The organism is Streptomyces sp. NPDC053474, assembly GCF_044544845.1.
Lineage (GTDB): Bacteria > Actinomycetota > Actinomycetes > Streptomycetales > Streptomycetaceae > Streptomyces.
In genome coordinates this window covers 312,876-335,623 of sequence record NZ_JBITXV010000010.1, presented here as the reverse complement: position 1 = coordinate 335,623, position 22,748 = coordinate 312,876, and the positions used below count along the sequence as shown (strand labels likewise).

16 protein-coding genes are annotated in these 22,748 nt (G+C 73.3%); 10 read left to right on the top strand and 6 right to left on the bottom strand.

All coding sequences use genetic code 11. The features are described from left to right. Positions 1 to 117 precede the first annotated feature (117 nt). Together ACIG3E_RS25170 and ACIG3E_RS25165 are read left to right on the top strand one after the other, a co-directional pair. Positions 118 to 2,871, top strand: coding sequence for an AAA family ATPase (locus ACIG3E_RS25170; RefSeq protein WP_399620501.1), 2,754 nt, complete (start codon positions 118 to 120; stop codon positions 2,869 to 2,871). A gap of 80 nt (positions 2,872 to 2,951) precedes the next feature. Next, a complete protein-coding gene (locus ACIG3E_RS25165) occupies positions 2,952 to 3,479 on the top strand; it encodes a hypothetical protein (protein WP_399620497.1) in 528 nt (175 codons plus the stop codon). A 91-nt stretch (positions 3,480 to 3,570) separates the two neighbouring features. On the opposite strand, the gene ACIG3E_RS25160 is transcribed toward ACIG3E_RS25165, so the two are convergent. After that, entirely contained in the window at positions 3,571 to 4,437 is an 867-nt protein-coding gene (locus ACIG3E_RS25160; protein WP_399620494.1) for an SAM-dependent methyltransferase, read from the bottom strand. Between the two features lie 242 nt (positions 4,438 to 4,679). Here ACIG3E_RS25160 and ACIG3E_RS25155 point away from each other — a divergent pair, with 242 nt between their 5' ends. The 3 genes from ACIG3E_RS25155 (at position 4,680) to ACIG3E_RS25145 (ending at position 7,478) form a co-directional block, all read left to right on the top strand. Next, complete coding sequence (locus ACIG3E_RS25155; RefSeq protein WP_399620487.1) at positions 4,680 to 5,474, top strand: SAM-dependent methyltransferase; 795 nt, start codon at positions 4,680 to 4,682, stop codon at positions 5,472 to 5,474. Between the two features lie 101 nt (positions 5,475 to 5,575). Beyond that, the gene (locus ACIG3E_RS25150; RefSeq protein WP_399620485.1) at positions 5,576 to 6,976 is read left to right on the top strand and encodes a M28 family metallopeptidase; all 1,401 of its coding nucleotides are present in this window, start codon (positions 5,576 to 5,578) and stop codon (positions 6,974 to 6,976) included. 85 nt (positions 6,977 to 7,061) lie between these two features. Beyond that, a complete protein-coding gene (locus ACIG3E_RS25145; protein WP_399620482.1) occupies positions 7,062 to 7,478 on the top strand; it encodes an MmpS family transport accessory protein in 417 nt (138 codons plus the stop codon). 91 nt (positions 7,479 to 7,569) lie between these two features. On the opposite strand, the gene ACIG3E_RS25140 is transcribed toward ACIG3E_RS25145, so the two are convergent. After that, positions 7,570 to 8,682 carry a PQQ-dependent sugar dehydrogenase gene (locus tag ACIG3E_RS25140; RefSeq protein WP_399620479.1) on the bottom strand — a complete coding sequence of 371 codons (1,113 nt, stop codon included), beginning with the start codon at positions 8,680 to 8,682 and terminating at the stop codon, positions 7,570 to 7,572. 274 nt (positions 8,683 to 8,956) lie between these two features. Between ACIG3E_RS25140 and ACIG3E_RS25135 the strand changes: the two genes are divergently transcribed. Then, the gene (locus tag ACIG3E_RS25135; protein ID WP_399620476.1) at positions 8,957 to 9,331 is read left to right on the top strand and encodes a hypothetical protein; all 375 of its coding nucleotides are present in this window, start codon (positions 8,957 to 8,959) and stop codon (positions 9,329 to 9,331) included. A 105-nt stretch (positions 9,332 to 9,436) separates the two neighbouring features. On the opposite strand, the gene ACIG3E_RS25130 is transcribed toward ACIG3E_RS25135, so the two are convergent. Next, positions 9,437 to 11,515: a M6 family metalloprotease domain-containing protein gene (locus ACIG3E_RS25130; protein WP_399620473.1), complete on the bottom strand. Its 2,079-nt coding sequence runs from the start codon at positions 11,513 to 11,515 to the stop codon at positions 9,437 to 9,439. A 238-nt stretch (positions 11,516 to 11,753) separates the two neighbouring features. After that, positions 11,754 to 13,490, bottom strand: coding sequence for a sigma-70 family RNA polymerase sigma factor (locus ACIG3E_RS25125; protein ID WP_399620471.1), 1,737 nt, complete (start codon positions 13,488 to 13,490; stop codon positions 11,754 to 11,756). Between the two features lie 347 nt (positions 13,491 to 13,837). Between ACIG3E_RS25125 and ACIG3E_RS25120 the strand changes: the two genes are divergently transcribed. After that, entirely contained in the window at positions 13,838 to 15,223 is a 1,386-nt protein-coding gene (locus tag ACIG3E_RS25120) for a S41 family peptidase (RefSeq protein WP_399620657.1), read from the top strand. Positions 15,224 to 15,380: 157 nt separating this feature from the next. After that, entirely contained in the window at positions 15,381 to 16,859 is a 1,479-nt protein-coding gene (locus ACIG3E_RS25115) for a glycoside hydrolase family 5 protein (protein WP_399620468.1), read from the top strand. 7 nt (positions 16,860 to 16,866) lie between these two features. Here the strand turns inward: ACIG3E_RS25115 and ACIG3E_RS25110 are convergent, their stop codons facing one another. Then, a complete protein-coding gene (locus tag ACIG3E_RS25110; protein WP_399620466.1) occupies positions 16,867 to 17,214 on the bottom strand; it encodes a hypothetical protein in 348 nt (115 codons plus the stop codon). Between the two features lie 247 nt (positions 17,215 to 17,461). On the opposite strand from ACIG3E_RS25110, the gene ACIG3E_RS25105 reads away from it, so the two are divergent. Further along, positions 17,462 to 17,800 (top strand): hypothetical protein, encoded by a 339-nt coding sequence (locus tag ACIG3E_RS25105; RefSeq protein ID WP_399620463.1) that lies wholly within the window; start codon positions 17,462 to 17,464, stop codon positions 17,798 to 17,800. A 56-nt stretch (positions 17,801 to 17,856) separates the two neighbouring features. On the opposite strand, the gene ACIG3E_RS25100 is transcribed toward ACIG3E_RS25105, so the two are convergent. After that, entirely contained in the window at positions 17,857 to 18,582 is a 726-nt protein-coding gene (locus tag ACIG3E_RS25100; protein WP_399620460.1) for an SIR2 family NAD-dependent protein deacylase, read from the bottom strand. 462 nt (positions 18,583 to 19,044) lie between these two features. On the opposite strand from ACIG3E_RS25100, the gene ACIG3E_RS25095 reads away from it, so the two are divergent. Beyond that, positions 19,045 to 22,746 (top strand): hypothetical protein, encoded by a 3,702-nt coding sequence (locus ACIG3E_RS25095; RefSeq protein ID WP_399620457.1) that lies wholly within the window; start codon positions 19,045 to 19,047, stop codon positions 22,744 to 22,746. The last annotated feature ends 2 nt before the right edge of the window (positions 22,747 to 22,748 follow it).

Sequence of the window (22,748 nt, the reverse complement as noted above, 5' to 3'; positions counted from 1 at the left end):
CGCCCTCTACGGAGGCCGCGGGGCAACGGACGGGAAGTGGTCGAACACAGTCCGTAGCAGGGCAAGGGCGAGGCTCTTCGTCAGGGCGGACTGTGTCTGCCCTAGGATCTCGACCAAATGAACGTGTACGGACGGGACTTCGAGAAGGCCACGTTCGCCCGCGTCCTGCGAGGAGCGCGCGAGGGCAGCGGCGCGACGCTCACGCTGTGGGGGGACCCCGGCATCGGCAAGACGGCGCTCCTGGAGCACGCCGCCGCCACGGCGACCGGGTTCACCACGCTCTCCTGCCGCGGCGCCCGCGTGGAGGAGCCCCTCGCCTTCGCCGCGCTGCACGCGCTGCTGTGGCCGGTGGCCGACCGGATCGACGCGTTGCCCGCGGCCCAGGCGGCGGCCCTGGGCGCGGCCCTCGGCCACGGCGGCGCGCGCCCCGACCGCTTCCTCATCGGCGTCGCCACCCTCACGCTGCTGTCCGGACTCGCCGCGGAACAGCCCCTCCTGATCACCGTCGACGACGCCCAGTGGCTCGACGGGCCGACCACCGCGTGCCTCGCCTACGTCGCCCGCCGCCTGGACAGCGAACCGGTCGCCCTCCTCGTCGTCACGGGCCAGGAAGCGCCCACGCCCGGCGGCCCCTGGGGCGGCGGCACCGCCCTGGAGATCGGCGCCCTCGACGACACCGCCGCCACAGCCGTCGTCCGCGCCGCCGCGCCGCACGCCGACGCCGAGACCGTCCGCCGCACCCTGCGCGCCGCAGGCGGCAACCCCCTGGCCCTGCGCGAGCTGCCCCGCTCCGGCGCGGCCGACGGAACGGACGGGCAGACGGCCCCCGGGCCGCCCCTGCACCGGGCCATCGCCGCGCGCGTCGCCCAGCTCGCCGCACCCACCCGCATGCTCCTCCTGGTCGCCGCCGCCGAGGACCGCGGCGACCACCGCGCCGTCCGTGCCGCCGCCGCCCTGCTCGGCGCCACCGAACCGGCCTGGCAGGACGCCCTGCGCTCCGGACTGCTCGCCATCGAGGGCGACCGCCTCCGCTTCCCCACGTCACTGGTCCGTACGGTCGTCCACGACCAGGCCCCGCCCGCCGAATGCCGCCGCGCCCACCGCGCCCTCGCGGACGTCCTGACCGGCGAGGGCCGCGCCGACCTGCGTGCCTGGCACCGCGCGGCCGCCGCCGAAGGCCCCGACGACGGCATCGCCGCCCAACTGGAGGACTGCGCCCGGCAGAGCGGACGGCGCGGCGGCCACGCCTCGGCCGTCGCCGGACTGCGCCGGGCCGCCGACCTCACCACCGCGCCCCACGGCAAGGGGCGGCGCCTCGCCCTCGCCGCCCGCGCCGCCTGGGAGGCCGGGCAGGTCCCCGCCGCACACGACCTCCTCGACCAGGCCGAGCGGTGCGCCTCCGAGGAGGTCGTGGCCGGGATCAGCGGCGGCCTGCGCGGCCTCATCGCCCACGCCCACGGCGAGCAGAAGAGCGCACACCGGCTGCTCCTGCGGGACCTGCGCGCCGTCGCCGACCGGGGCCGCGCCGTCGAACTGGCCTGCGTCGCCATGCGCGCGGCCTGGTCCGCGGGCTCCGGCGACCGGCAGACCGAGGCCCTGCGCGTCCTGGCGGGCCTCGCCATCGACGGCGACCTGCCCGAGGCCGCGCTGCTGCCCGCGCTCCACCAGTGGTGGGACACCGACCGCGAGACGTCCGCCGCCGCGCCCCTCACCGGCGACGCCGTCGCCCGGCTCGGCACCGGCTCCTGGCCGCTGCTCCCGCCCGCCCCGCTCGCCCTGGCCCGGGGCGCGGAGACCGCCCTCGCCGACGCCCTGCGCACCCGGCTCACCGCCCTGCGCGCGACCGACCCCACCGGCGCGCTCGTGCGCACCGCCCCGCAGACCGCCCCCCTCGACATCGCGCGCGGCCACTGGACGCAGGCCACCGCCGACGCCACCGAGGCCCTGCGCGTCGCGGAGGAGACCGGGGCCGACCGCGCCGCGTCCCTGTGCCGCGCAGCCCTCGCCCGGCTCGCCGCACCGCGCGGCGAGACGCCCGCCGTCACCGCCCTCACCGACCGCGTCCTGGAACGCTCGGTGCCGTGCGGCATGCGTGACCTGACGGCCACCGCGTACTGGGCCCGGGGCCAGGCCGCCCTGTTCGCGGGCCGGGACACCGAGGCGCTGGCGTGGCTGCGCCGCCTCACCGAGCCCGGCCACGCCGCCGCGCACCCCACCCTCGCGCTGCTCGCCGCGCCCGACACCGCGGAGGCCGCGCTCCGCGCCGGTGCGGAGGCCGACGCGCGCGCCGCCCTGCGGACGCTGCGGGCCTGGGCCGACGGCACCGGCGCCGCCTGGGCGCAGGCCGCGGCCGACAGCACCGCCGCGCTCCTCACCACGGACCCGGGCGAGGCCGAGGCCCTCTTCCACCGGGCCCTGGAGGCCTCCGGCGCGGCCCGGCGCCCGTTCGACCACGCCCGCACGCGCCTGCTGTACGGCGCGTGGCTGGGCCGGGCCCGACGGCGTACGGACGCCGTCGTCCAGCTCGCCGACGCGGCCGAGACCTTCCGGAGGCTCGGCGCCGTGCCGCTGCTCGACCGCGCCCTGGCCGAGCAGGAGCGGGCCGGTGAGCGGATCCGCCGCCCCGAGCCGGAGCCGAGCGGCGGGCCGGTGCTCACGCCGCGCGCGTGGCAGGTGGCCCGCCTCGCCGCCGAAGGCCTCACCGACCCCGAGATCGCGGCCCAGCTCCTGCTCGGCCCGCGCACGGTCCACCACCACGTGAGCGACGCGCTCGCGAAGCTCGGCGTCGCGGCCCGCGCCGACCTCGCGCGCGTGGACTTCACCGAAGGGACGTACCAGAAGGCCGACGGGACCTGCCCGAAGCCGCAGTGACCGGCGCGGCCTGCGGGGCTTGACTTCAACCGCACTTGAGGTCGGAGGATCGCGGCACGTCTCGCGAAAGGAGCCGGGGCATGACCTCGTACCCCGCACCGCACGGTCCCCACGGGTCGCTCATGCAGGCCGACCGGGCCCGGCGGCGCGCCGAGCCCGCCGACCGCGCGGGCCGGGAGGCGACGCGCAGGGGCGTCGCACTGGTCCGTGCCTACGCCCGAGGCGACTCCGCGACGATCGCCGCGGCCCTCGACACCCCCGACCCGGCCGTGCGGGCCCAGCTGCCGTCCGTCACCGGTGACGTCCTGCGCCTCGTCGTCGGCGTCGTCCTGTCGGGCCCGCGCACCCTCACCCCGGCCGACGTGGTCCGCACCGCCGACCGGCTCGCCGCCGCGGGCCCGCCGCACCACGAACTGGCCGCCACCCGGGCGGTCCGGGCCTGGGCGAGCCGCGACGACGCGGCGCTGCGCGCCTCCTGGCAGGACGAGGCCGGGGGCGCGCACGGCACGGCGGTGCTCGCGGCGGCCCTCGCCGTCGCCGCGTGGGGCGAGGCCCCGCTCCTCGACCTGCTCGCGGCCTTCGACGAGCTGACCGCCGTCGGCGGCTGAAACCGCGCGGTTCCGGTCTCCGGTCGCGGCGTTCGCGCCGGACGCCGAGGCGGCGGCCGACGAGGTCGGCGCGGCTTGACGCCCGGCCCGCTCAGTCCGTCGGCTTGCGGAGCACCAGGACGTGGTAGTCCGTGTGCCGCCGGGTGAAGGAGCGGAACGGACCGATCAGCGGGTCGGTGTGGGTGAGCGCCTCCTTGCCGAACCGCTGCTCGATCTCCTCGCGCCGGTCCTGGTAGAGCACGCCCATCAGCTCGCCGCACAGCACGGCGTTGGCGGTCATGTCCCGCACCAGCTCCACCTGGAACCCGGCCTCCTCGACCTCGCCGATCAGCGCGGCGAAGGGCCGCAGCGGCGGACACGCCCACAGCGTGGTGTACGCGGACATCTCCGCCTCGCTGGGCGTGCCGCGCACCGTGAACTCGGTCAGCAGGAAGCGACCGCCGGGCTTCAGCACGCGATGCGCCTCCCGGAGCCCCAGGGGACGGTCGGACAGGTGCGGTACGCAGTCGATGGACCAGGCGGCGTCGAACGACGCGTCGGTGTGCTCCAGGGCCATGGCGTTGCCGTACGCGAACTCCACGCGGTCCGCGGCTGGATGCACCGTGCGCCGCTCCTGGCACCGGGCCAGCTGGCTCCGGCTCACCGTGATGCCGGTGACGCGGCACCCGGTGCGCTCCGCCAGGCGCAGCGCGGGAGCGCCGGTGCCGCAGCCGATGTCGAGCACGCGGCCGCCCGGCACCGGGTCGAAGGTGTCGATGAGGAACTCGGTCTGCCGGTCCTGCGCGACGTCGGCCATGTCGACGAGCGAGGTCGCGGGCGTACGCGTGCCGTGCGGCACGTACATGCCGATGTGCACGGCGCTCGACCCGAGCAGATGCGCCAGCAGATCGCCGTACTGGTCGTACATCGCCCCGACCTCGTCGGGGGTGGGAGCCGTGCCGTGTGCCTCCGCTGCCATGGTGCGTCTCCTCCCTGGGGGTGCGGATGCCGATCCTCCGCACGTACAAGGACATTGCACCTGTCACCCGTGCGGTTCGTGAGGACGTAGTTGAGCCAGGAATGCGGCGTCCGACGGCGGCTCGGCGATGACGTCCTCGATCGTGACGGGCGGCCCGGCGCCGTCACGCTGGCCGTATCCGGCGCCGACCGCCGCCGGGAGCTGCGTTAGGCTCCGCAGCGGTCGACCCCGGGAGGGCCCTCATGTCGTACGACCCCACGCTGATCAACAGCAATGTGCCGCACTCCGCACGCATCTGGAACTACTGGCTGGGCGGCAAGGACTGCTACGAGGTCGACCAGCAGGTGGGCGACCAGATCTGCGCGGCCAACCCGGGGATCATCGAGATCGCGCGCGCCCAGCGACACTTCCTCGTGCGCGCCGTGAGCCACCTCGTCGCGGAGGCGGGCGTCCGCCAGTTCCTGGACGTCGGCACGGGCCTTCCCACCGCCGACAACACCCACGAGGTCGCCCAGCGCCTCGCCCCCGACGCGCGGATCGTCTACGTCGACCACGACCCGATCGTGCTCACCCACGCCGAGGCGCTGCTCACCAGCGCCCCGGAGGGCGCGACGGGCTACATCGACGCCGACCTGCGCGACCCGGACGCGATCCTGGAGCAGGCCGCCAAGACCCTGGACTTCACCCGGCCCATCGCCCTGATGCTGCTCGGGATCACCGCACACGTCACGGACGACTCCGTCTACGGCATCGTGGCCCGCCTGGTGGACGCCCTGCCCTCCGGCAGCTATCTGGTCCTGTGCGACGACACCGAGGTGCTCGACCCCGAGCGGATGCGCGAGATGATCGAGCAGTGGAACGAGGCGAGCGACAACCCGCGCGTCAACCGCAGCCCCGAGCAGCTCGCCCGCTTCTTCGACGGCCTGGACCTCCTGGAGCCCGGCCTGGTATCCGTCTCGCGCTGGCGGCCCGAGCCGCTCAAGGGCCGACTGCCCGCGGAGGTCGACGACTTCGGGGGCGTGGCGCGCAAGCCCTGAGGCCGCTGGCCGCGTCCGCGCGTGGGCGGGGCCCGCGCCCGGGTGGCTCCGGAGGGGCACGCGTCTTGCGGGCGGGTTGTGGTGTGCATGACCATACGGCCATGGCGAATCCGAAGGGCACCCCTCGGCGCACCCTCCTCACCGGCGCCGCCGCCACCGCGGCCGCCGCCACCGTCCAGGCAGCGGGCCCGGCCGCCGCGCACGAGCGGACCCGGCTCACCCCGCGGCCAGCCCCGCGCGAACTGCGCGCCCTGCTGCGGGAGATCGACCACCGCCGCATCGAGGCGACCGTACGCCGCCTGGTCGCCTTCGGCACCCGGCACACCCTCTCCGCCCAGGACGACCCGGAGCGCGGCATCGGCGCCGCGCGCGACTGGATCCTCGCCCGGATGCGGGAGTACGCCCGGGCGTCCGGCGGCCGGATGGCCGTCGACCTCCAGTCCTACGTGCAGCAGCCGGGGCCGCGCATCCCGGCGCCGACCCGGATCTCGAACGTCGTCGCCACGCTGCGCGGCATGACGTCCCCCGACCGCGTCTACGTCGTCTCAGGTCACTACGACTCCCGCGCCAGCGACCCCATGGACCACATCAGCGACGCCCCGGGCGCCGACGACGACGCCTCCGGGGTCGCCGTCGTCATGGAGCTGGCCCGCGTCCTCGCGACCCGGCGCACGGGGGCGACGCTGGTGTTCGCCGCCGTCGCCGGGGAGGAGCAGGGGCTGTACGGCGCCGCCCACCTCGCACAGAGCCTCAAGGACCAACGGGCCGACGTACAAGGGATGTTCACCAACGACATCGTGGGCAGCTCCACCGCCGACGACGGCACCCGTGACCCGCACACCATCCGGCTCTTCGCTGAGGGCGTGCCCACCTCCGAGACGCCGCAGGAGGCCGAGGTGCGGCGCTCCGTCGGTGGCGAGAACGACTCTCCCGCGCGTCAGCTCGCCCGCTTCGTGCGCGAGGTCGCCGACCCCGACGCGACCGGCATGAAGGTCCGTGTGATCTACCGCCGCGACCGCTATCTGCGCGGCGGCGACCACATCCCGTTCCTCGAACGCGGCTACCCGGCGGCCCGGTTCACCGAGCCCGCGGAGGACTACGCGCACCAGCACCAGGACGTACGGGTCGTCGACGGCAAGCAGTACGGGGACCTGCCCGAGTTCTGCGACTTCCCGTTCGTCGCGCGCGTCGCCCGGGTCAACGCCGCGGCCCTGTGGAGCCTGGCCCGGGCCCCGGGAGCGCCCCGCGGCGCGAAGATCGTGACCACGGCCCTGACGAACGCGACGGAGCTGGTCTGGGAGCGCGGCGGCGAGCCGGACCTGGCCGGGTACGAGGTCGTGTGGCGCGAGACGACCTCGCCCGAGTGGACCCACGCGGTCCGCGTGGGTGACACCACCCGCCACACCGTCGACCTCTCCAAGGACAACGTGTTCTTCGGCGTGCGCGCGGTGAACCGGGCCGGACTGCGCGGCCCGGTGGCCTTCCCGGCGCCACAACGCTAGGGAGCGTGGAACGACCCTGCGCTGAGCTGGGGATTCGATGGCGGCGCGGATTGACTTTGCGTGTCCTTTACTGTTGTCTGCGCACATGAAGAGAACGATCCGCGCCGCCGCGTGCGCGCTCGCCGCCGCCGGTCTCGCACTGACGCTCGGCGCCTGCTCCGAGGCCGAGGAGAAGGCCGTCGACGCCGTCGACAAGGCCGTCAACGAGAAGTACGAGGTGACCTACGAGGTCTCCGGCAAGAACGTCGACGAGATCGAGTTCGCCGCCGGTGCGGGTTCCGCCGCCAACCCCAAGCTGGAGAAGGTTGCCAAGCCGGAGCTGCCCTGGAAGAAGACGGTGACGCTGCGCGGGATCATGCCGCCCACCGTCGTCCCGATCTCCACGGACCCGACAGGGGCCGACCTCACCTGCAAGGTGATCTACAAGGGCGAGGTCATCAAGGAGGCCTCCGGCGAGAACGTCGTGGCGGGCTGCGTCGCGGTCTCACCGGTCGGCAAGTAACGCCCCGCGAGCGGTGCCCCGCGCGGGGACGCGCCCCGGACTCGCCTCCGGGACGCGTCCCCGCGTGTGTGCGGCCCTGCCCCCCCCCGCCTCACCGGCGGGCGGCGGCGCCCGAGTACACGACGTCGACGAGCAGGATCTGGTCGTTGCCCGGGGTGCCGTCCCTGTCGATGGACGTGGTCAGCCAGATGTCGCCCTGGGGGTCGACCTCGACGGTGCGCAGCCGGTTGTACGTGCCCTGGAAGTACGTCCGCTGGTCGGTCAGGCCGGAGTTCGCGTCGATGCGCAGCCGGTACACGCGCTGGCCCCGGGTGGTGGCGACGAAGACGTGGTCGTTGATGATGGTCAGGCCGCTGGGCGAGCCCGAGGCCACCGGCCAGGTCTTCTTCGGCGGGATGCTGCCGGAGCAACTGCCGCTCGTGCCCTCGCAGTTGGGCCAGCCGTAGTTGCCGCCCTTCTGGACGAGGTTGACCTCGTCCATCACGTTGTTGCCGAACTCGGCCTGCCACAGGCGCCCCTGGGAGTCGAAGTCGAGGCCCTGCGGGTTGCGGTGGCCGAGCGACCAGACGGCGTTGCCGAAGGGGTTGTCGGCGGGGATCGAGCCGTCGGGGTTGATGCGCAGGATCTTGCCGTTGAGGGAGTTCCTGTCCTGCGCGAGCGCGCCGTTCTGCGCGTCGCCCATGCCCGCGTAGAGCTTGCCGTCGGGGCCGAAGCGCAGCCTCCCGCCGTTGTGGGCGCGGTTCTTGGCCATGCCGCTGAGGAGCACCTTGTACCCGCTGAGGGTGTTGTTCTCCAGCGTCATGCGGGCGATGCGGTTGCCGTCGGTCGAGGTGTGCAGGAAGTACAGGAAGTGGTCGGTGGCGAAGGTCGGCGAGATCTCCAGGCCCATCAGGCCGCCTTCGAGGCCGGTGGTCTGGGAGTAGGGCACCTTGCCGAGGAGCGTCTTCTGGCCCGTCTTCGTCAGGCGGTAGACGTTGAAGGTGTTGCGCTCGGTGAAGATCGCGGCGCCGTCCGGCAGGAACGCCAGGCCCCACGGCACGTCGAGAGCGCTGGCGAGCGTCGTGACGGTGCCGGGGTCGGGGGTGCCCGGCTCGGCCCGCGTCGCGGCGTCGGCCGTGGTCAGGGTCGCGCAGAGCGAGACGGCGGTGGCCGCGGCGACCAGCGCGCCCAGGGTCCGGGACGGGTGGCGTCGGGTGCGTGACACGGTGTCCTCCAGGGGGAGTGGGGGGAGTTGACGGCCCTGGCAGGGAGGAAGCTTTCCTGTTGGGTGGGGGCACCGTAGGAGCGTGTGATGTACCTGTCAACGCGGGCGATCGGCCGTTCTCGGGGGTTCGGATGGGGCTCCTCGGCGGCCCCGGTGCGGCGCGCGCCGGACCGCTCCCATATGGACGATCTTGTTCCGCCCCATGGGCCCGTCGCGTTCCTTATGATCACCGCGGGCCTCCAGGGGGGAGGCCGCCATGGTCAGGAGGGGAAACATGTCCGGAGTCTCCAGAAGATCGCTGCTTGGCTACTCGGGTTCGGCCGCGGCGGGCGCGGTGCTCGCGTCGGCCGGTACCGCGCAGGCGGAGGACGGCAAGGCCGCGCAGGCCGCCGACACCGGCACGACCGCCGAGCGGACGCAGGCGGCGACGGTCGCCTTCGCGCCGGGCACGGAGTTCAGCGGCCGGGTCCAGCACGGCACCGGCTACGCCGAGCTGTCGATGACCTTCACGGTCAAGACCGAGGAGTCGCCCGCCCAGTACGACATCTCGCCCGCGGAGATCGCGGAGGCCCTCAACGAGGTCGCGGCCAAGCGCGGCTGGCCCCGCATGACGTTCTACGGCACGCCCCCGAAGGCCCCGCTGAACTGACGCCACGCGCGAGCGGCCCCCGCACCCGATGCCGAACCGGTGCGGGGGCCGCCGCGTCGCTCCACGGGGCCCGCACGCGGCGGCGCCCCCGGACGTGTGGCGGACCTAGTGGTGGCCGCCCTTGTTCACCTTGCAGACGGCCTTCGCGGTCTTGCCCGGATCGCTCTCCGAGCGGGCGGTCAGCACCACCCGGCCCTTCCGGTCGGCGTCGCGCCGCGCGCTCACCGCGACGTCGACCTCGACGGACTGGCCGGACCGCGCGGTGGCGAGGCGGTTGGGCAGCCACGCGGACCAGCCCTTGCCGGACGCCTCGGCGGACAGGCGGTAGACGTCGGAGCGCAGATAGCGGTCCACGTTCTCGGGGTGCCCGGGACGCGGGGGAACGCCGCGCCCGGTGTTGGCCAGGTCGAAGGAGCACACGGCCCGGCGCTCCGCGCTGCCCTTGGCGTGCCCCCGGTCAAGGGCCACGCCCCGGCGCTGCGGGCCCGCGCCGTCGAGGGACTTGACGGCGATCGTGTACGACAGGACGCCGCTCGGGGTGCGCTCCAGGTCGAGGACGTAGAAGTGCAGCCGGTTGGCCTCGTCGACGTACTCGTACTCGCTGCCGGAGTCGGCGCCGGCGTGCAGCAGGGCGTCGCTGAGCTGTCGGTAGTCGCCCATGGTGATCTTCTGCGGGGTGCCGTCGGGGCGCTTGAAGTCCACCATGTCGATGTCCTCGGGGTGCGCGTCGACCACCCATGCGAACGGGGCCTGGTCCTGGTTCTTGGTCTTGGACAGCAGCACGCCGTTGTCCGGCGTGAAGGAGTCCATGCCCATGCGGTCGACGACTTCGACGGTGTAGTTCTGGTAGCCGCCGCCGTCGCACAGGGGATCGGTGGCCGGATCGCAGGCGCGCGACAGGTCGCGGCTCATGCTGATGTTGACGCCGCTGAGCCCCTTCGCGCCGGGCGGTGCGGAGCGGGCCGTCACCCGGGCCACGACGGTGCCGGAGCCCTTGAGCGCGTCGCGGTCCAGGCGCAGCACGTTCTTCTCGTCGACGATGCCGAGCTTGAGCTTGTCGCGCAGGATGTGCTGGGAGCCCATCGAGCCGCCCTGGGTGGACGGTATCTGCCAGCGGGTGTGCGGGCCTCCCGGGCCGTTGAAGGAGCCGCGCGAGAGCATGCTCCAGATGCCGGTGTAGGCGCGGCGCAGCGGTTTGCCGTACGGGTTGTTGTAGTTGTCGCCGATGCCCAGGATGTGGCTGAGTTCGTGCGCGTACACACCCATCCCGGAGCTCTCGGCCTGGGTGGACGAACCGGCCGTCGCGTTGGGCCAGATGCGGGCCGCCGCCGCCCAGGACGTCCACGGCACGTACCGGGTGTTCGCGGAGTTGCCGCCGGAGGCGATGGGCGCGGGCGGGCCCCACGCCGACGGCACGCTCTGCGGCGAGGCGAACTTCATCTGCCCGAACTCCTGCCACACGGACGACTCGTCCTGCCCCGCGGTCAGGAAGAAGACGAAGTCGTACTTGGCGGTCTCGCCGCCGCCGACGTCCGCGGTCCAGGCGGCCTTGCCGTCGGCGCGGATGTCCTTGCCGCAGCTGCTGCCGCGCGGACAGGTGCCCGGGTTCATCTGCGGCTCGATGCCGTACTGGAAGGACTTGTACGGCATGCGGTAGACGCCGAAGGCGGTCAGGTCGACGCCGATGCGGCCGCCGGAGTCCTCCATCCAGTACTCGTTGATGGTGTGGCCGCGGTTGAGCGCGCCGGGCTTGTTGAGGAAGTCGCGGTAGAAGGTCGGCAGTTGGGCGCGCGGGATGTTGGAGGCGCTCGCCTGGGGATTGCCGAAGAGGCTGGATCCCGCCGGTTTGCTGACCGTGAACTCCTCGTCGGGGTAGTCCAGGAGCACCAGGGCGCCCTTGAAGGTGCGCTTGGTGGGCTTGAGGTCGGGGTTGGCCCAGTCGGTGCCGGGCACGGCCCTGTGGTCGGCCCACGTCATGGAGTCGGGGTTCTGCCAGCGCTGCGGGTCGATGGGCTGGACGAGGGGAGGACGGCCCGTGGGCTCGGGGTTCGCCCGCGCGGGGCCGACGGCGAGGCCGGAGGCCGTGAGTCCCAGGAGTGCCGTGAGGAGACCGAGACGGCGGACCGGGAGGCGGCGCGTGCTGGCGCCGCGCGCATTTCTGTGACGGGTACGACGGAGGAACAAGGCTCACCTCTTGCCTGGAGGGTGTGGACAAGAACATGACAAGCTGGTCAGCGGTACCCTCCGCCGGGCACCTTTGGGGTGTCAACCGTCTTTTGGGACGGATTTGCCTGGTGGGGCGGCAAGTTGGGCCGGTGGGGCGGATCGGTCCGGCCCGGCGGTGGGCGCGGCCGAGTCCCACCGCTCACCGCCCTCCGGCTCGGCCCGCCCTCCGGCTCGGCCCGCCCGCCGGGTCGGACCGTCAGCCCCGCGCCCCGAAGTTCTGGGTCCACCACGGGCCGCCTTCGCCCTCCTCGACCCCCGTGCCCAGCTCCTTGAAGGAGCAGTTGAGGATGTTGGCGCGGTGGCCCTCGCTGTTCATCCAGGCGTCCATCACCGAGGCGGCGGTCTGCTGGCCGCGCGCGATGTTCTCGCCGTACGTGCTCCACTTGTAGCCTGCGGCCGTGATGCGCTGCCCCGGGTCGGTGCCGTCCGGCGAGGTGTGGTCGAAGTAGTTGCGCGACCGCATGTCGGCGGAGTGGCGCTGCGCGGCCGTGGTCAGCTTGCTGTTGTGGGTGAGGGGACCGCACCCGGCCTTGGCGCGCTCGGCGTTGACCAGGCTGAGGACCTGCTGTGCCTTCGATCCGGAGGGTGCGGGCGGCGCGGGCTTCCTGGTCGTGGGGCGGGGCGCCGCCTTCTGGGAGGGGGCGGGGCGTGGCGGCTCGGCCGTCTTCTTCCTGCTGGCGCGCGAGGGACTCGCGGTCGGTGAGGGCTTCTTGGCCTTCTGGGCCTTCGACGGCGACACGGAGGGGGACGGCGACCGGCTCGGCTCCGCCGTGACCGTCGGCGACGCGGCGGGCTCGCTCGACTCCAGCGCCACGGCCGAGCCCTTGTCCGAAGGTCCGGACGAGCCGTCGGCGAGCTGCATGACACCGGCGAGCGCGGCGATCGCGGCCACACCCGCGCCCGCGCCGACCGCCTGGCGCCGCCTGCGCACGCTGCGCCGCCCCTGCCGCAGCCGCGCACGGGAGCCCGGGGCGCCCGCTGGGGAGACGGGAGTCACGTCAGGGGCGCCAGCGCCGACATCACCCGAAGGTCCCGCTTCGTGCTGATACATGGCTTGTGTACGTGCCTCGCCGTCGCCCGCGTACGCGACGGACCCCATGGTGTCCGTCCCGGTCCCGGCGCCCGCTCCGGAGAGGTGCCCGGCCCCCATGACCAGCAGCGGCGGCACGAGGGCGATCCCGGCGAGCAGCCCCTCCGCGGGTGTGAGGCGCGCACCGAGGCCCCCGCAGGCCGCACAGTCACGGGTGTGCCGTGCCAGACGCTTGCGCCACAGCGCCGACGGCCTGCCGTCCCAGCCCGACGCCACCTGGGCGAGCACGGGGCAGCGCGGCTCGGCGGCCAGGGCGCGCACGACCACGCGTGCCGTCTCCAGCTGGGCCTTCATGCGCTGCACCCGTACGGCGGTGTGCTCCGGCGTGAGCTCCAGGGCCGCGGCGACCTCACCGCGGGACAGCTCACCGGCGGCCTCCAGCCACCACAGCGCGAGCAGCTCGCGGTGGTCGTCGTCCATCCAGCGCGTGGCCCGGGCGACCTCCTTGCGCTCCCCGGAAAGGCCGAGCCTGAGGATCGTCACGTCGGTGAAGTCCCCGCCCGGGTCCGGGATGTCGTAGGCGTCCTGGAGGCCGCTGTCGACGGGCGCGGGCCGCTGGTGGCGGCGGGTCTCGTTCATGGCGATGGCGACGAGCCAGGACCGGAACGAGTCCGGATCGCGCAGGCCGGGAAGCCCTCTGAGCATCCGCACCATGACGTCCTGCACCAGGTCGTCGACGTCGGCGTGCCCGCTGAGGGCGCGGCCGACGATGTTGTACACGAGCGGCAGGAACGCGGCGACCAGCTCGTCCTGGGCCCGCGCGTCCCCCGCCCGGCCCGCGACGACGAGAGCGGTGAGGCCGGTGCCGTCCCCCTGCTGCGGCTCCCACTGATCGTGCTGCACGGCACATCTCCTGTCCTGATCGCTGCGTGGTGCTGAGTACGCCCACTGCATCGGAGATCCTGCGGGGCGCGGGGGGATAACAGAAACCGCGCAGATCACTTTGAGACCCGCGTCACGTCACGCGGTGCGGGGTCCGCGTCGCTTCGGGTGACGGGTGACGCGTGCGGGGCCTGGGGCGGGCCGGGGTGGCGCGTGGGGCGCGGGCCGTCCGGCGGGGGTTGTCCCCACCCCCGCCCCACCGGCCAGCCGGATGGCCGCGCCGGGCCGCGTGCGGGACCGTGATGCCGACACGGATCGCGTCACCGCACCCCTTCACGTCACGCACCCCCTACCCGGAAGGCTTCACCGTGCGCATCGCCACCGCCACCGCCGTCGTCCTGGCCCTCGCCGCGGGCGTCGCGCCGAGCGCCGTCGCGAAGGACCGTCCCGCCCCCGGCAAGGCGCGCTCGACCGTCGACGGCTACTGGCGCATGGACGGCTACGGCACCGTCCTCGCGATCCAGAACGGAACCTTCCAGGAGTACCAGACGACCGCCGTGAGCTGCCTCAAGGGCGAGTCGGCCCGGCGCACGGGCGCCGGGCGCTACACCACGCGGGACGGCACCGTCGTCACCGTCCGCACCGGGCCCGACGGGCGGCGCGCGACCCTGAGCTTCGACAGCTCCGTGGGCCACCGCGCCCTGCGGCGCGTCCCGGCGCTGCCGGACGACTGCACGCGGCAGGGCCCGAAGGGCCCCCGGGCGTCGTTCGACGTGTTCTGGCAGTCGTTCGCGGAGAACTACCCGTTCTTCGCGGCGAGGGGCGTCGACTGGGACGCCGTACGCGACCGGTACCGGCCCCGGGTGCACGCGGACACCACGCGCGAGGAACTGTTCTCGATCTTCAGCAGCATGGTGAAGCCGCTCCACGACGCCCACGTCGCGGTCATGGACGGCGACCGCGTCTACGCCGAGGTCCGCCCCGGCACGGTCAACCCGACGAAAGAACTGGACGCCAAGGTCAAGAAGTTCATCGAGAAGCGCGACCTGAGGCACGCCACGTACCGCAAGGACTTCGCGGGCGGCCGGATCACCTACGCCGATCTGCCGGGCGACCGGGGCTATCTGCGGATCTCCGGCTTCGCCGGGTACGTGCCCGCGGGCGCCCCCTTCTCCGCGCACGCGGCCGAGCTCGACCGGACGCTCGACACGATCCTCACCAAGGACCGCACCCGGCGGCTGAAGGGCCTCATGATCGACCTGCGCGTCAACGGCGGCGGCTCCGACGTCCTCGGCATCCGCATCGCCGAGCGCCTGACCGACACGCCCTACGTCGCCTACTCCAAGCGGGCCCGCAACGACCCCGCCGACCCGGGCAAGCACACCCGACCCGAGCCCATCCGCGTCCGCCCGGCCGACGCGCCCCGCTACACCGGCCCGATCGCCGTGCTGACCGGCGGCTCGACCGTGAGCGCGGGGGAGACCTTCACCCAGGCCCTGATGGACCGGCCGGGCAAGGTCGTGCGCGTCGGCCAGGCCACCCAGGGCGTGTTCTCGGACGTCCTGGCGCGCAACCTCCCCAACGGCATGGTCGCCTGGCTGCCGAACGAGGAGTTCCTGACCCGCACCGGCCGCACCTTCGACGGCACCGGCGTCCCGCCGCACCTGACCGAACCCGTCTTCACCAAGGAGGAGTTCGCCAAGAGGCGCGACTCGGCCTTCGACCGCGCCCTGCGCGTCCTGAAGGCGCACTGAGCCTGACGACCAGTGCGGCGCGGGCACGGTCCAAGGCCCGCGAGGGAACTCCAACCAAAGCCTCACGCAGATGTCTTGATGGGCCGTCAGCCAGCAGGTTGGATGACGCGAGCACCTCGACACCCAGGGTGTTCCCGTCAACCACCGGAGGTCCGCCATGGCCCCGCGCCGCACGGCTCTGGCCGCGCTCCTCGCCGTCGCCCTCCTGGGCGGGGCGCTGACCCCCACGGCCCAGGCCCGGCCCGCCGCCGCGCAGGCCGAGGGCCCGCGCGGCGGAGCCGTCGGCGCGGCGCCCCCGGCGGACACCACCGGCATCCCGCGCCTGACCGACCGCCGGGGCCGCACCCTCACCCTGCGCGGCTGGAACGTCGAGGACAAGACCCACCACGGCACCGAGGCCCTCAGCGCCGTCACCGAACGCCACTTCAGCGACCTGCGCGCCCGCGGCTTCAACGTCGCGCGCCTCCTCGTCTTCTGGGACGACCTGGAGCCGCGCCGCGGCCACTACAGCAACGGCTATCTGCGCAAGATCCAACGGATCCTCGGCTGGGCCCACAAGCACCGGATCCACGTCGTGCTCGACGCCCACCAGGACGTGTTCGGACCCGCCTTCGGCCACCGCGGGATCCCCCGCTGGGCGACGCGCACCGACGGGCTGCCCTTCACCCCGCACCCCGAGGACTGGTTCGCCGAGTACTTCGAGCCCGCCGTCCAGCGCGCCTTCACCCACCTCTACGAGGACGCGGACCTGCGCACCGCCCAGGCCCGCGTGTGGCGCCTCCTCGCCGACCGCTTCGGAGACCACCCGGCGCTGCTCGGCTACGACCTCATCAACGAGCCGATGGGGGAACTACGCCCCGGCGAGGACCTGGCGAGCGCCGCCCGCCGCATCGAGGCGACCCAGCTCACCCCCCTGTACAACCGCCTCGCGGACGCGATCCGCACCCGGGACCGCTCGGCCTGGCTGTTCGTCGAGCCGACCCCGATCGTCGGCGAAGGCGTCCCCACCGGCCTCGGCCGCATCGACGACGAACGGGTGGTGTACGCGCCGCACTTCTACAACACCGCGATGGAGGCGGGCGCCGACTACGATCCGTCAGCAGGCTGGATCGAGGCCTACGAGCGGGCCGTCACCGCCTACCCGCGCGAGCACTCCCTGCCGGTCGTGGTGGGGGAGTGGGGCCCCCTCAACAGCGGCCTGCCGCACATGCGCCGCTTCTACGACGACGCCCTCGCCTCCCTGAACCGCTACTCCTCCGGCTGGGCGGGCTACGTGTGGTGCTACGGCGGCGGCTACTGCGCGCTCGACCCCGAAGGCCGCTTCCGTACGAACAAGGAGCGCACCGCCACGCCGTACGCCCCCGCGGTCGCCGGAGCCGTACGCGAGGACGTCCACGACCCGGACACCGGCACCTACCGCCTGGCCTACCGGGCCGCGCACCGCCCCGGCACCACCGAGCTGTCCCTGCCGCCGAGCCCCACCGGCTGGCGCGTCGAGGTCACGGGGCGCGGGACGCACGCCAGCACCGACAGGGTGCCCGCGGGACGGGCGGGCCACGTGAAGGTGTGGGCCGCCCGCCACGCGGCGGTGGACGTGCGCGTCACCCCGGGCCAGCCGAGCGGCACACGTCACTGAAATACCGTCAGAAGAACATCACGGAACGGAGCTTGAGGCGTTCGGAGCCGTATCCGGTGTGCGGGCGCAAGGTGAACGAGTCACCCGTGCAGTCCGGCTCCGTGAAGACCTCGGCGTAGGCGTCGGTCCGGTTGCGCGGCGAGTGGGCCGGGGAGCTGGAGCCCGGGTCCGCCACCTCCGGCAGCGTGACGCACTCCCAGCTCTCCGGGTCGTCGATGACGGCGACCCGCGGCCTGCCGTCGAGCCCGCTGTAGGTGTACTGGAACTGGCCGTCGGCCGCGGTGGCCGAAGCGGGCAGGGTGACGGTCAGGGCAAGAGCGCCCGCGGCGGCGGCCAGGGCGGTACGGAAGCGCATGCGCGCGGTCCTTTCACAGTGGTGGGTGCAACGGGCCTTCGCTTCCCACGCGCATGTCCGCATATGCCGGTCCTGTCGGCACTCACCCGGACGAGGGAGCCGCTCGGCGCACGGTCCGCACGCTGCGGACGAGAGGCGTCCGGGGCGCACGCGGGGGGCGTGCGAACCAGCTGCCCGCTCCGACTTCCCGGCTCTCTGGGAGTGTGTCCCCTGGGTGACTCCACCCCCGTGCGGAACCGTGGCACCCATGACCGCCACACGCATGACGTCGGCGCGCATCGGGCGCGCGGCCCTGGCCGCCGCTGCCGCCCTCGCCGTCTTCACCGCCCTGCCCGCCAGCACCGCCCACGCGGCCACCGGGACCTTCTTCTACCACTCGCCCCAGTCCGGCGACCTGGAGATCGAAGAACCGGACAACGGCGAGTGCTACCTCCTGCTCCAAGGCGCCGACAGCGTCTACAACGGCACCGACACCGAAGCGACCGTGTACTACGACCGCGGTTGCGAGGAAGCCGCGGACATCGTGGAGGCCGGTGAGGAGCGCGGCTACTTCGAGCCCCTCCCGCACAGCGTGATGTTCGGCTGAGAACCACCCTCCCAGGACGGCGGGGCCGCCCCTCCTTGGCCCCGCCGTCCACCCCTCTAGGCGGCGAGCCCCCGCAACAGCTCCGGCAGCGCCGTGCCGATCGGCTCGCGCACCACCTCCGCGGCCCGGTCGTCGTACGGGGTCGGCTCGGCGTTCACGATGACGAGGCGCGCCCCGAAGTCGGCGGCGAGACCCGCGAGCCCCGCCGCGGGCTGCACCTGAAGGCTCGTGCCCACCGCGATGAACACCTCGCAGGCCTTCGTGATCGCCACGGCCTCGCCGAGCACCTCCGGATCGAGCCGCTCGCCGAACATCACCGTCGCCGACTTGAGGACACCCCCACATGCCGTGCACGCCGGATCCGGCTCGCCCGCCTCGACACGGGCGAGCGCCTCCTCCATCGGCCCGCGCGCACCGCAGCCGGTGCACACCACCGACCGTGCCGAGCCGTGCAGTTCGAGCACCTTGCGGTCCGGCATCCCGGCCAGCTGGTGCAGCCCGTCCACGTTCTGCGTGATCACCCGCACCGGGACGCCGGAGCGCTCGAGCTCGACCACCGCGTGGTGCGCCGCGTTCGGACGCGCCAGCAGCGTGCGGTTCTCCCGCCGCATCCGCCACGCCCTGCGCCGGATCTCCGGATCCTCCATGTAGTACGCGTACGTCACGAGCTTCTCGGCCTCGGGATCGCGCCGCCACAGGCCGTTCGGCCCGCGGTAGTCGGGGATGCCGGAGTCCGTGGAGATACCGGCTCCGCTGAGGAGGGCGACGAGGGGCTTGCTCATGCCGCCGAGCGTAGGGCGCGGGCGCGCGCACCGGCGAACGGATTTCGCCGGGCGCACCGCGCCGCGCCCGCGCACCGGTCCGGCGCCGCGCCCGGCGCCACCCCCGGCTCATCCAATGGGGTGAGCTGCGCGTATCGATCCCCGCACGCCCCCGCCGAGCGGGGATCCTGGGACGGAAGCGGCGTGCGGGCAGGAGCTGGCATGAAGGCCGAAATTGACAGCGACGACAGGCCCCGGCGTGCGATAGAACCGTGGATCACATATCCCAGGGCGCATCACACTTCGCTTCAGTGGCGGCTCCGCCACGCCTCGCTCCGTCGACGGCGCGGGCAGGCCACCCCCTCCCACCACACGCCAGGCAGGTCGGCCGTGACACCGACTGCCTGACGCACCTGACTCCACCACTTCCGCGACACACCATGCCGCCCTACGGGGTCCTCGGACCCGGCAACGGGGGAACCCATGTCCGTGCCACCGCCTCCGCAGCCCTACCGTTTGCTGCGCGCCACCGACCTGCTCGACCTCCACTTCCGCTTCCTGGGCCTGCGCCTGGAGAAGCCCCTGCTCGAACCCCGCCGGCTGGTCCGCCAGAAGCCGGACCAGCCGGGCTACCTCGTCGTCACCTTCGGCCCCCAGCACGTCGTCGAGCGGGCGTTCTTCGAGCTCACCCCCGGCATCCCGGAAGGCGCCCAGGCCGTCGCCCTCGCGGGCAGCGAGCCGCACAAGCCGCCGCCGGTGGCCTCGCGCATCGGCGGCCGCAGCGTCCTGGTGTTCGGTGTGGGAGCCCAGAGCTCCGTCACCTACACCGAGAAGGGCCTCCTCGACGCGATGCGGGAACTCCCCCTGCGCGTCGTGGACGCCGCCCGCGAACCGGCCGCCGCGGCCGGACTGCACCACGCCGTGGCCGAGGCTCCCGACAACGTCTTCCACGCCCTGCGCCTGGCCCGCACGGTGGCGGAGCTCGCGGCGCGGCACGGCCCCGACGCCCCCGTCGACGCGGGGTTGCTCGCCGCCCCGGCCCCGGAGACCGTCGCCGGAGCCCGGCCGGAGAACCCGCTCGCGAACCCGGACGAGCCGAAGACCGGCATCGAACTGCCCTACCGGCTCCTGCTGTCACCGCCCCAGGGCGCCACCTGGTCGCACACCAGCGAACTGCCCGACCCCACGGGCCGCGTCGAGCTGTGGCACACCCGGCTGCCTGCCACCGGCGCCCGTGCCGTCTGGACCCGCGACCCCGGCTTCGACCCCGCCGACCCGCACCCGCTGCGCCCCGACGGCAACGACTTCCCCATGGCGATGACCCCCGAGGACCGGTCGTCCGTGGTGCACCTGACCTCCAACACCGGCCTTCCGGGCGGCTTCCGGCCGACGCCGCTCACCGGCGACAACCTCATGCTGTCCAGCATGGGAGGCTGGCTCGACTCCCTCGGCCGCTGGGACCAGCCGCCCGACGGCTTCCAGGTCACCCAGTGGCGCCACCGCGCCGCCCTCGGCCGCGACCACTACGTACGCGTCATGTACCGGGGGCGGCTCTTCCCCTTCGGCCACCTAGCGGACCTCGTCAAGGTCACCGAGCGCAAGTTCGACCACAAGCGGCCGGACAACGCGGCCTACCTCAACCAGCGGTTCTTCATCATGGTGCGCGAGCCGGTCCGCCGCTACGGAGCACCCGGTGACCCGGAGGAGCTGAAGCGGCTGCGCCGCCGCTTCCCGTTCGTCAGCGTCCGGCTGCTCACCCTCGTCACCCCCGACCTGCACGAGCCCCGGACGATCCCGGGCCTGGCCACCGACCCCCACCACCCCAACGAGAAGCTCGCCTTCTTCCCGGAGACCGACGAGGAGGCGCCCTTCCAGTTCCAGGTGAGCATGACCGACCTCGACGGCCGCCTCGTCGAGTTCCGTACGCCCATGGCCTTCGTCGGCAAGAACCTGTACGGGAACCGGGCCGACGTGCAGACGATCATCACGTTCTACACCCCGGCCGAGACCGCGCCGAGCCCCACGGAACCCGACCCGACCCGCGACGCGGTCAAGCGCGCCCTCGCCGACGTGCGCGGCCAGGCCGTCGCCTTCGCGCCGAGCAACAAGCCCGACGACACGACGCTCTCCACCGGCCGGCTGATCTGGGGCGCCGCGCTCGCCCCGGACCCGGTCGCCACCGACGAGCCCCTGTTCCTGCCCACCGTGCGCTGGGCGCGGGCCGTCGTGCCCGCCCTCAGCCGCTTCGGCACCGGCGTCGGCGGCGACCAGCCGAAGTCCGTGTTCCACCCCGAGCCGTACGTGCGCGACGCCTTCACCGACGCCAACAAGGGCCAGCTGTTCATCGAGCTCGTCGAGCCCTTCCCGCTGACCTTCAGCTCGGCAGGGCAGAGCGCCGGAGCCCTCGCCCAGCCGAACTTCAACGTCGCGGGCCTGTCCCGGCTCACCGGCCCGGTCGCCGCCGTCCCCACCACGGCCCTCGGGCCCGCCGCCGACCCGGCCGACAAGTGGGTCAACCTCCTCCAGGGCCGGTTCAACCCCCTCGACTTCTTCAAGCAGATCAACGACGCCAAGCTCTTCGGAATGTTCCCGCTCTCGGCGATCCTCAAGGAGGCCGGTCTCGACAAGCTCAAGGCGCCGAACTTCCTCACGGCGACCGTCAACGCCGTCACCGGATTCCTCAACGACCTGCGCGGTCTGCGCGACACCCTGGCCGCCGTCCAGGAACAGTTCCCCCAGACCGCCGACCGCGTCATCCGCGTCGTCGACACCGCGACACGCTTCGTCGAGGTGCTCCTCGCCTACATCACCAGCAATCTGGAGCACACCCCCAACCCCACCCGCATCGAGGACGTCGACAACGCCTTCCGCGCCTTCGCCGACGCCCTCAGGGAGCTGCGCGTGGCCCTGCCCGCCGGGGTCGAGACCGGTGTGCGGCAGCTGCTCACCCGCATCGCCGAGGCCACCGCCACGTACGAGAACGGGGCGGGCGAGGTCATCGCGTTGCGGGACGCCATCAAGATGGCGGCGCTCGGCGCCAAACTGCCGGACGTCGTCAACTCCCGCATCCAGTGGCAGCCGGACATCACGGCGTGGCGGCCGGACAAGAAGGAGCCCCCGGAGCACGAGAAGGACGCCGTCTTCTGGCCCGTGGGCAAGCTGACGCTCGTGGCGGACCTGCGCGGCTCCCTGCGGCCCGACGTGCCCCAGGCCGCCGACATCACCTGCACGCTGGACAACTTCAAGCTGCGCATGGTCCCCGACTTCGAAGCGATCGCCCTGCACTTCCAACGGATCCGCTTCACCATGCGCGCGGGCCAGAAGCCCGACGTCGAGGTGAAGCTCGGCAGCGTCGACTTCATCGGGCACCTGGAGTTCATCCAGACCCTGCGCAACCTCATCCCGCTCGACGGCTTCAGCGACCCGCCCGCCCTCACCGTCGACAGCTCCGGCATCCACGCCAACTACTCCATGCAGCTGCCCAACGCGGCCGTGGGCGTGTTCAGCCTGGAGAACCTCTCGCTGAACGCGATGCTCTCGGTGCCGTTCATCGGCAACACCCCGCTCCAGGCGGGCTTCTCCTTCTGCCGCCGCGAGGCGCCCTTCCGCCTCACCGTGTCGATGCTCGGCGGTGGCGGCTACTTCGGCATCGTCCTCAACCCCAAGGAAATCGCCGTCCTGGACGCGGCCGTCGAGTTCGGCGCCGCGGTGTCCATGAACTTCGGCGTGGCCAGCGGCAGCCTGTCCGTGATGGCGGGCATCTACTTCCGGCTCGAACTCGTCAGCGTCACCAACGACCCGGGCAGGCCCGACCAGAAGGAGATCCGCCCCAACGTCAAACTCGTCGGCTACCTCCGCGCCCGCGGCGAGGTCGACGTCCTCGGCATCGTCTCCGCCTCCATCGAGCTCTACCTCGAACTCGGCTACGAAGGCGGCTACGCCGTCGGCCGCGCCCGGCTCACCATCAGCATCGAGATCGGCTTCTTCTCGAAGTCGGTGACGATCCGCTGCGAGAAGAAGTTCGCGGGCAGCGGCAGGCGCGCCGACATCGCGGGCGCCGCCCCCGCCCCGGAGCTCACACCGCCGTCCTTCGCCGACCTCATGTCGCCGTACACCGACCCGGTCACGGGCGTCCGCGTCGACCCCGTCCTCGACTACTGCACGGCCTTCGCGGAGGTGGACTGACC

Excerpts from the sequence above, each read along its gene's own strand:
- ACIG3E_RS25150 (WP_399620485.1), top strand. The coding sequence starts at position 5,576 with ATGGCGAATCCGAAGGGCACCCCTCGGCGCACCCTCCTCACCGGCGCC.
- ACIG3E_RS25095 (WP_399620457.1), top strand. The coding sequence starts at position 19,045 with ATGTCCGTGCCACCGCCTCCGCAGCCCTACCGTTTGCTGCGCGCCACC.
- ACIG3E_RS25160 (WP_399620494.1), bottom strand. The coding sequence starts at position 4,437 with ATGGCAGCGGAGGCACACGGCACGGCTCCCACCCCCGACGAGGTCGGG.
- ACIG3E_RS25105 (WP_399620463.1), top strand. The coding sequence starts at position 17,462 with ATGACCGCCACACGCATGACGTCGGCGCGCATCGGGCGCGCGGCCCTG.
- ACIG3E_RS25115 (WP_399620468.1), top strand. The coding sequence starts at position 15,381 with ATGGCCCCGCGCCGCACGGCTCTGGCCGCGCTCCTCGCCGTCGCCCTC.
- ACIG3E_RS25135 (WP_399620476.1), top strand. The coding sequence starts at position 8,957 with ATGTCCGGAGTCTCCAGAAGATCGCTGCTTGGCTACTCGGGTTCGGCC.
- ACIG3E_RS25110 (WP_399620466.1), bottom strand. The coding sequence starts at position 17,214 with ATGCGCTTCCGTACCGCCCTGGCCGCCGCCGCGGGCGCTCTTGCCCTG.
- ACIG3E_RS25100 (WP_399620460.1), bottom strand. The coding sequence starts at position 18,582 with ATGAGCAAGCCCCTCGTCGCCCTCCTCAGCGGAGCCGGTATCTCCACG.
- ACIG3E_RS25145 (WP_399620482.1), top strand. The coding sequence starts at position 7,062 with ATGAAGAGAACGATCCGCGCCGCCGCGTGCGCGCTCGCCGCCGCCGGT.
- ACIG3E_RS25165 (WP_399620497.1), top strand. The coding sequence starts at position 2,952 with ATGACCTCGTACCCCGCACCGCACGGTCCCCACGGGTCGCTCATGCAG.
- ACIG3E_RS25170 (WP_399620501.1), top strand. The coding sequence starts at position 118 with ATGAACGTGTACGGACGGGACTTCGAGAAGGCCACGTTCGCCCGCGTC.
- ACIG3E_RS25155 (WP_399620487.1), top strand. The coding sequence starts at position 4,680 with ATGTCGTACGACCCCACGCTGATCAACAGCAATGTGCCGCACTCCGCA.